The 6,804-nt window shown below is 58.1% G+C and carries 6 protein-coding genes and 1 pseudogene; all 7 read right to left on the bottom strand.

Annotated features, from left to right (window positions below; all coding sequences use genetic code 11):
- Positions 1-749, bottom strand: a pseudogene (locus JX325_RS11095) (CHAP domain-containing protein); the annotation flags it as partial.
- A gap of 16 nt (positions 750-765) precedes the next feature.
- Complete coding sequence (locus tag JX325_RS11100; protein WP_243414048.1) at positions 766-1,746, bottom strand: phosphoadenosine phosphosulfate reductase family protein; 981 nt, start codon at positions 1,744-1,746, stop codon at positions 766-768.
- A complete protein-coding gene (locus JX325_RS11105; RefSeq protein WP_204791190.1) occupies positions 1,743-4,142 on the bottom strand; it encodes a VirB4-like conjugal transfer ATPase, CD1110 family in 2,400 nt (799 codons plus the stop codon). The genes JX325_RS11100 and JX325_RS11105 overlap by 4 nt, the downstream gene beginning before the upstream one ends.
- Positions 4,057-4,494 carry a PrgI family protein gene (locus JX325_RS11110; protein ID WP_204791191.1) on the bottom strand — a complete coding sequence of 146 codons (438 nt, stop codon included), beginning with the start codon at positions 4,492-4,494 and terminating at the stop codon, positions 4,057-4,059. Before JX325_RS11110 ends, JX325_RS11105 begins: the two co-directional genes overlap by 86 nt.
- 3 nt (positions 4,495-4,497) lie before the next feature.
- A complete protein-coding gene (locus JX325_RS11115) occupies positions 4,498-5,784 on the bottom strand; it encodes a DNA cytosine methyltransferase (RefSeq protein ID WP_204791193.1) in 1,287 nt (428 codons plus the stop codon).
- A 22-nt stretch (positions 5,785-5,806) separates the two neighbouring features.
- On the bottom strand, positions 5,807-6,349 hold the full coding sequence (locus JX325_RS11120; RefSeq protein ID WP_204791194.1) for an MT-A70 family methyltransferase: 543 nt from the start codon (positions 6,347-6,349) through the stop codon (positions 5,807-5,809).
- A 17-nt stretch (positions 6,350-6,366) separates the two neighbouring features.
- The coding region (locus JX325_RS11125) for a VirB6/TrbL-like conjugal transfer protein, CD1112 family (RefSeq protein WP_243414049.1) at positions 6,367-6,804 on the bottom strand (438 nt) is incomplete at its 5' end.

The raw sequence follows: 6,804 nt of genomic DNA on the forward strand, positions 1-6,804 counted from the left end.
TGCTTGATCTGCCGCTTCTGCCAGAACCGGGAAATAGGATTGCTGGCCGCTTGTGCAAGCTGGGGATTGTCATGCAGGGCCTTTTGATAGAAATATTCGATATTTGCCTTTTCCGCCAGGCGTTCGGCCTTGGACAGCTCCCGGTAGGGTTTCAGCCGGTGGCGGCGGATCACACCCCGGACAGCCCGGCCCGCCTGCCGCTCGGCCAATTCCTCCCCCTTGTGTCCGCCCTCCACGCCCACATTCTCATGCTCCACCTCATGGATTTTGCCGTGAGTAAACAGTAAAACTTCCTGAACGGGGCGGCTGGCCGGGTTGGGCTTCATGGACGGAGGCGGCTTGTCCCTCGTTTCCCGGCGCACACGGGTTTTCGCCCTGCCGCTGGCCTCGTCAAAGACTTTTTCTTCGATTTTCACGGTTTCCTTGGGGACAGCGGCCCTCGCCGCGTCCAGACGGTCAGCCCGCCGGTCGGACTTGCGGATGTACTTCTTCAGCTCCGGCGTGGAGCGTTCTTCCTCGGAAAGTTGCAGGCGGGCGGACGGGCGGAGGCCAGCATCAACCGTCTGGCCTGCCTGCCGTGCCGCCTTTTTACTGCTGTGCCGCTCCCGTACTTGGTCGGCCCGTTTCAGCACCTTTTCAGCCCTGCCAGTGGCCTCGCTGGGAGTAAAGTCCTGTTCAGCCTCCCGGTCAGAGATATTGATTTCCTCGCCGGTGGTCTGATTTTCCAGCACCACGCCGTCGCGGGTCATGCGTTGCGTCACCTTGTCACGGGGTTTCAGGTGCTTCCTGCTCAAAAACTGTCGCCTCCTTTCCGGCTGTGTAAGGGACGCCGATATAATCCAGCACCTTGCCACAGCCTAATTTGTGGATGCAGTAGTCGTATTGCTTGGGATGGGTCAGGGCCATGCGCTGGAAGCGGTTGGGGCTTTTCTCCAAATGCGCCCCAAACATACAGAACATACAGCCGGTGCGCTGCGCCCCGGTGGTGGCAAGCCTGCCGCCGCTCTCTACGATGTCACCATAGATGGAAGCATAGGGGATGCCGGTCAGCTTCAAATATTCCAACACATCCTGTTCCGTCCAGAACGACATAGGCTGGGAAGTCGGCTCCCGCTTGTGAAAGGCGTTGCAGCCATTTTTCAGGTAAGCGTTCTGACGCCGGACACTCTCACAGGCCATTGACCCAACAATCTGCACAGCCCCGCTTTCCTTGGTAAAACGATGGATAGGCGCTTTTTTCATTACGTTACAGCATAGCGCGGAAATAGGAAATGGCGCATCCATCAGGAAGCGCCACTTCAAAAACCGCTTATTAAATTCTGTTGAGTTTCCTTTGCCGTCCAGACCGCACAAATTCAGCTTGGCCCATGTGCTGCCCTTGCGGGCGTAGTAGATACGGTGCGCCACTTCTTTTGATATGACGGGATAGCCGTAGGTTTCGATCACCCTTGGGAACGGAATTTCAGGCCGAAGCCAGGTCACTTTCGGGATAGATTTTACAAAGTCCCGTATCTCCGGGTATTCAAGCCCGGTATCGACGAACACAGCGGGAATGTCAGGGAACGCCCGCCGTGCCAGGTCTAAAAGTACCGTGCTGTCCTTGCCCCCGGAAAATGATACGGCTACTTTGCCGCCGTAGTGATGATGCCACTCCAAAATTTTTGCCTGTGTCACTTGGATTTTCCGCGCCAGAGGCCACGCCTGCATGATGTTCAAATCTTGCCGGGTGTAGACGGCCTCACTCATGCGCCGCCCTCCACGACCTCGGAAAGCCGGGTCGTCATGATCTTATACAGCTCGGTATTGCTGGGGATGGGATTGGTAAAGGGCAAGATCACATTCTCGAAAATCAGAAGTCCGGCCCCCGGCTCAGAATTGTCGATGTACTTCTGGTGGTCGGGGGACAGGTTCAGCCGTTCGGCCAAAATCTTGCGGTCGCCGCTGGCCTGATTGAGCAGGGTAATGAAGTCACTGTTTTCCAGAATATTTTCGATCTCCGGGGAGGAAAGCAGGTCTTTCACGTTCTGCGTGGCCCCGGTAGGGATGCCGCCCCACTTCCTGAAACGCTTCCAGATTTCAGCGGAATAAGCCGCCGTCTGTTCCTCTTTCAGAAGCAAATGGAACTCGTCGGCAAAATACCAGGTCGCCTTGCCCATGCTGCGGTTGGCGGTGACGCGGCCCCAAATCTGATCTTGGACAATCAGCATCCCCAGCTTTTTCAACTGCTTGCCCAAATCCTTGATGTCGAAGCACACAAGCCGGTTTTCAATGTCCACATTGGTACGGTGGTTAAAGACGTTGAGGCTGCCGGACACATAGAGATCAAGGGCCTGCGCCACACGGTCGGCCTCCGGGATGTGCTGGGCGGTCAGGGCGGCGTGGAGGTCGGAGAGGACAGGCATCTTCTCCGGGCTGGGGTCTGCCAGATAGGGCCGGTAGATTACCTGCACGGCCCGGTCGATCACCGTCTTTTCGATAGGCTCCAAACCGTTCTTGCCGCCCATCACCAACTCACAGAACGACAGCACAAAGTCGCTTTTCAGGGCCAGCGGGTTTTCGTCCTCGCTGTAATTCAGGTTGATGTCCAGCGGGTTCACATAGTCCTTGCTGGTGGGGGACAGCTTGATAACCTGCCCGTGAAGCCGCTGTACCAGGGGAAAATACTCGGCCTCCGGGTCGCAGACAAAAATATCGTCCGGGGTGGTAAGGAACACGCTGACGATCTCGGACTTGCAGGACATGGACTTGCCGCTTCCCGGCGTACCCAGCTTTAGCCCGTTGGGGCAGCGCGCAAGTTTTCTGTCCAGCATTATCATGTTGTGGGTCTTGGCGTTGACGCCGTAGTACATGGCCCCGCCGCCCTGAAAGAGCTCCTGCGTGACGAACGGGACGAAGATGGCGGCGCTGGACGTGGTAAGGCCCCGCTGGATGTTGATATGGTTCTGCCCCAGGGGGAGGGAGGCCATTAGGCCCTGTTCCTGCTGGTCGTCCAGCCGCACCAGGGCACAGTTATACTTCTGCGCCACGCCAGCGGCCCGGAATACCTCGTTGCTCAACTTCCGCTGGGTGTCGGCCATGTTCAGGACAAGGAACGTCACCATGAAAAGGCGTTCGTTCCGGGTCTGCAATTTGGACAAAAGCTGCTTGGCGTCCGTGCCGTAGGTGGCAAGGTCGGAGGGCAAAATATCCATATCGTAGCCGGAGCGCACCGCCTTTTTCTGCTCCTGTATCTTCATGGCGTCCAGGTCGGTGATCTTCCGTTTTACCCGCTTGATGGCCTCGGTCTGCTCAATGGCCTGCACATGGAGGTTGACGACGATGCCGTTTTCCGTGTTGAGAAAGTCCGCCAGCATTTCGTCGGACAGCTCCGGGGCGAGGATTTGCAGGAAGCTCACAGCGCCGTACTTGCCGCTGATGCCGAATACCCGGCTGTTCCCGAAGCGGAGAGAGGACGGGGCGATAAAATCTTTCGTGGACAGCCCCGCCGTGGGAAGCCACTTCCAGTCGAAGCGGAACAATTCACCGTCCGGGTGGAAAACGCCGTGCAGAACTTCCAGCCGTTTGGCCCCGTCCAGCACACGGGCGGCGGCTCCCATCATTTTGAAGTAGCCCAGCAGGTCGGTTTCAATGCGTTCCAGCCTCGCCCGCGCTGCTTTCGGGTTGTCCGCCTCTATGGTGAATGTCAGATACTTGGTCTTGACGATGCCGTTGTTGCCCCTCGTCAACTGCCGCTGTAAGATGCCGGTGTACTCGGCCCGGATGTCGTCGAAGTCGTCCCCCTGCGGGGCGATCTCGAAACTGCGGGCGTACTGCGCCGGGTCTGTCCTGCGGTTGACAAAGGAGAACTGGACATGGATGGAGGCGTCCACATAGTTATAGAGGTCGCACAGGTATTCAAAGGTCGCTGTGCGGTCGTCCGGCTGGGCAAGCTGGTAATTGGTATCGGAAAACTCAAGGCACTTGGAGAAAGAACGCTGGTTCAGCCTGCAAACGCCGTCCTGATACATGACCTCATAGGGGATGCTCTCTTGGGCGGTATGGGGCTTGCCGTCGCCCTTATACTTTCTGATAATTGACTGTATCTCCCGCTTTTCGGCGCGGGACAGCTTTACCGGCCTGCCGCCGTTTTGCTTTCTGGACAACCGCTTTCACCTCCATTTCCATTTGACGCTGCCGCTCCAACACGGCGTAAAGGTTATTGGTCTGATAGGGCCGGACTTTCGGCATGGTGAAGCGGTTTCGGACAATCTGCCCGATCACCACCTCCAACGGCTGGCCGTGCTTCTCATACAGCCCGAACAGCAGGCCGGGGAGCATGGCGAAGATCATCACCAGGGCGGCGGCGCTGGTGGGGACGCTGCCCCGGAGCATAAAAAAGAGCGGCAAGCCCATCAGGAGCGCCGCGCCGAAACATACGATCTGCCGTTTCGTCAGGCCGAACAGCATCTTGCTTTTTACATGGGTCAAGTCCTTGGGAACGGACACATAGGCCATAGGTCAATTCCTCCTTTCCAGAGCGTGATAAATCCCCTGCATGATGTAGGCCACGCAGGGGACGGCGATAGAATTCCCCAGCATTTGGTAGCGGCTGGTGTCGCTGATACTCCGCCCGTCGCCCCGCTCCGTCCAGAAGTCCGGGAAGCCCTGCAACCGCTCACATTCCAGGGGCGTCAGGCGGCGCACGATCAGGTCGGCGTAGCTGGTGATACAGAAGTCGGTTTCGCTCCCCATGCCAGCGGGCCGGGAGAGGCCAGCGCCGGAGGCGCACAGCGTCCCGGCAATCTGCGGATGTACCAAAAGGGGCTGTTCATGGTTGCAGTTGAGGGTGGGGGCGATGTCCGCCAGCACTTCCGCGTTGGCCTGCCCCGTCGCCATCGTCAGCACATGGGGCTGTCCTGTTCCGCATAGGGTGGGCTGGACGGGCCGCAGGGTGGAACGGTTGGTTTTGCTGGTGATCTGCTGTAAGTCAAAGCCAGCGGCCACCACCGGCAGATTGCCGTGGGTCTGGCTACGGAGAGTGGGAGAGAGGCCGGAGCGTTCCACTGTCAGCGACGCCCCGCCTTGATCGTTCAAAACAACGATTTCCCCGCCTGCTGTATCAGGGCCGCTTTCAGCAAAGGCGGCAAGTCCTTGCCGCGGCGTTCCGCCCGCCTCAAAATACCCGCGCAGGCTTTTGGGGACAAAGAGTATTTCTCCGGCACATTTTCCTGCAAAATCGCAGACAAGANACAGGCGCCTGCGCCGCTGTGCTGTGCCGAAATATTGGGCGTCGTACACGCACCAAGCGAGATCAACGCCTCCGCCTCGTACCATCCCGGCGTTTGCCCACCGTCCAGAATAAGGCATTGGAATTTGGGCCTTTGTGAACGCTTGCAGCACAGCCGCAAAGTCACGTCCTCCGGCGGACGACAGAGCGCCGGGGACGTTCTCGAACAGCGCGAACCTTGGGTATTCGCCATGTGTCGCCTCCCTCATTTCATCAATTATCCGTATGGCCTCCATGAAAAGGCCGCTCCGTTCGTCCGCCAGCCCCCGGCGCTGGCCCGCCAGCGACAGCCCTTGACACGGGCTGCCGAATGTCACGATGTCCACAGGCGGGAGCTTCCCGCCGTGGAGCTGGGTCACGTCCCCGGCGTGGGCCATGTTCGGGAAGTGCTTCTGCGTCACCGACACGCAGGCCGGGACGATCTCGCTTGCCCACAAGGATGTGATATTGTAAAAAGAAGCGGCGTAGGGAAATCCCCCTATGCCGTCAAAAAGAGATGCTAATGTGTACTGCGGAATAACAAAAAGCCCCCTTTCCGCTTCATAGCGTGATGTCGCTGTCCACTTCGTTGCCCCAAACGTCCCAGCCGGGGGGCGTCTGTCTGGCAAACAGCTCTATCCGGGGCAGGTCGCCCATAAGCGTAACGATCTTATCCCGGACAATATCGGGTTTCTTGCTGTGTTCCTCCACCGGGGCCAGCACCACTTGATGAACGCCTGCGGATTTCCGCCTTGGCCGTCCCTTGGTCGCCAGGATGCACAGCTCCACATTGGCCCGTGTCCAGTAGCCCATACCCCAAAACAGGGTGTCGGCCTTTTTGTTCTGCTTTACCCAGGCAAAGGCCACGGTCTTATAGGTGAAGCCCCATGCCTCTATGACGGTCAGCGCCTCCAACAGTGTAGGAAAGGTGATCCAGAGAAACAAAGCGCAGTCATGGTCGGCCAGCTCACCAACCGGCAAGGCCCGGATGTCCTCAATGCTCATGGTGGGATAGTGGCTTTCAGCGGAGCGGCCCGCCCCTTTCTTGGAGTACACCTTGTACTGCCAGGGTGGGTCAGCGTAGATAATGCTGTATTTTTTGATAGTTTGTCCTCCCTCCGTCAGTGGGCGGCGAACACGGCCTTGGCGATGCTCCCGGTCTTGAACAGACAGAAGCACAGCAGAACCGTATAGCCCATACACCCCCATATCGCCCCGGAAACATCCCCGTCAAGGGCGATATTCTGTATCAGGACAGCATAGATACCCGTTACCACCATGATAAGAAACGCTTGGAAGCCCAGGGCAAAGAGGGATTTCAAATAGCCCTGCCCCATGCCCCGCCACTCGCTGTTCCCAATGGTGGCGAGAGGAATAGGCCCCAGCGAGGTCACAAGGTATATTTCAATCAGCCTGCCATAGACCACAAGCATGATGCAGATGGAGAGAATATTCATCGTCAGCCCCACGAAAAGGGACTGGAACCACAGGCCCAGCAGACCGCCGATGTCCATATCCGAAAGCCGGTTTTCCAGGTCGGTGACAACGGCTGTAATGTC

It is taken from the genome of Oscillibacter sp. CU971, from assembly GCF_905219725.1.
In the GTDB taxonomy this organism is placed as follows: Bacteria; Bacillota; Clostridia; order Oscillospirales; family Oscillospiraceae; genus Oscillibacter.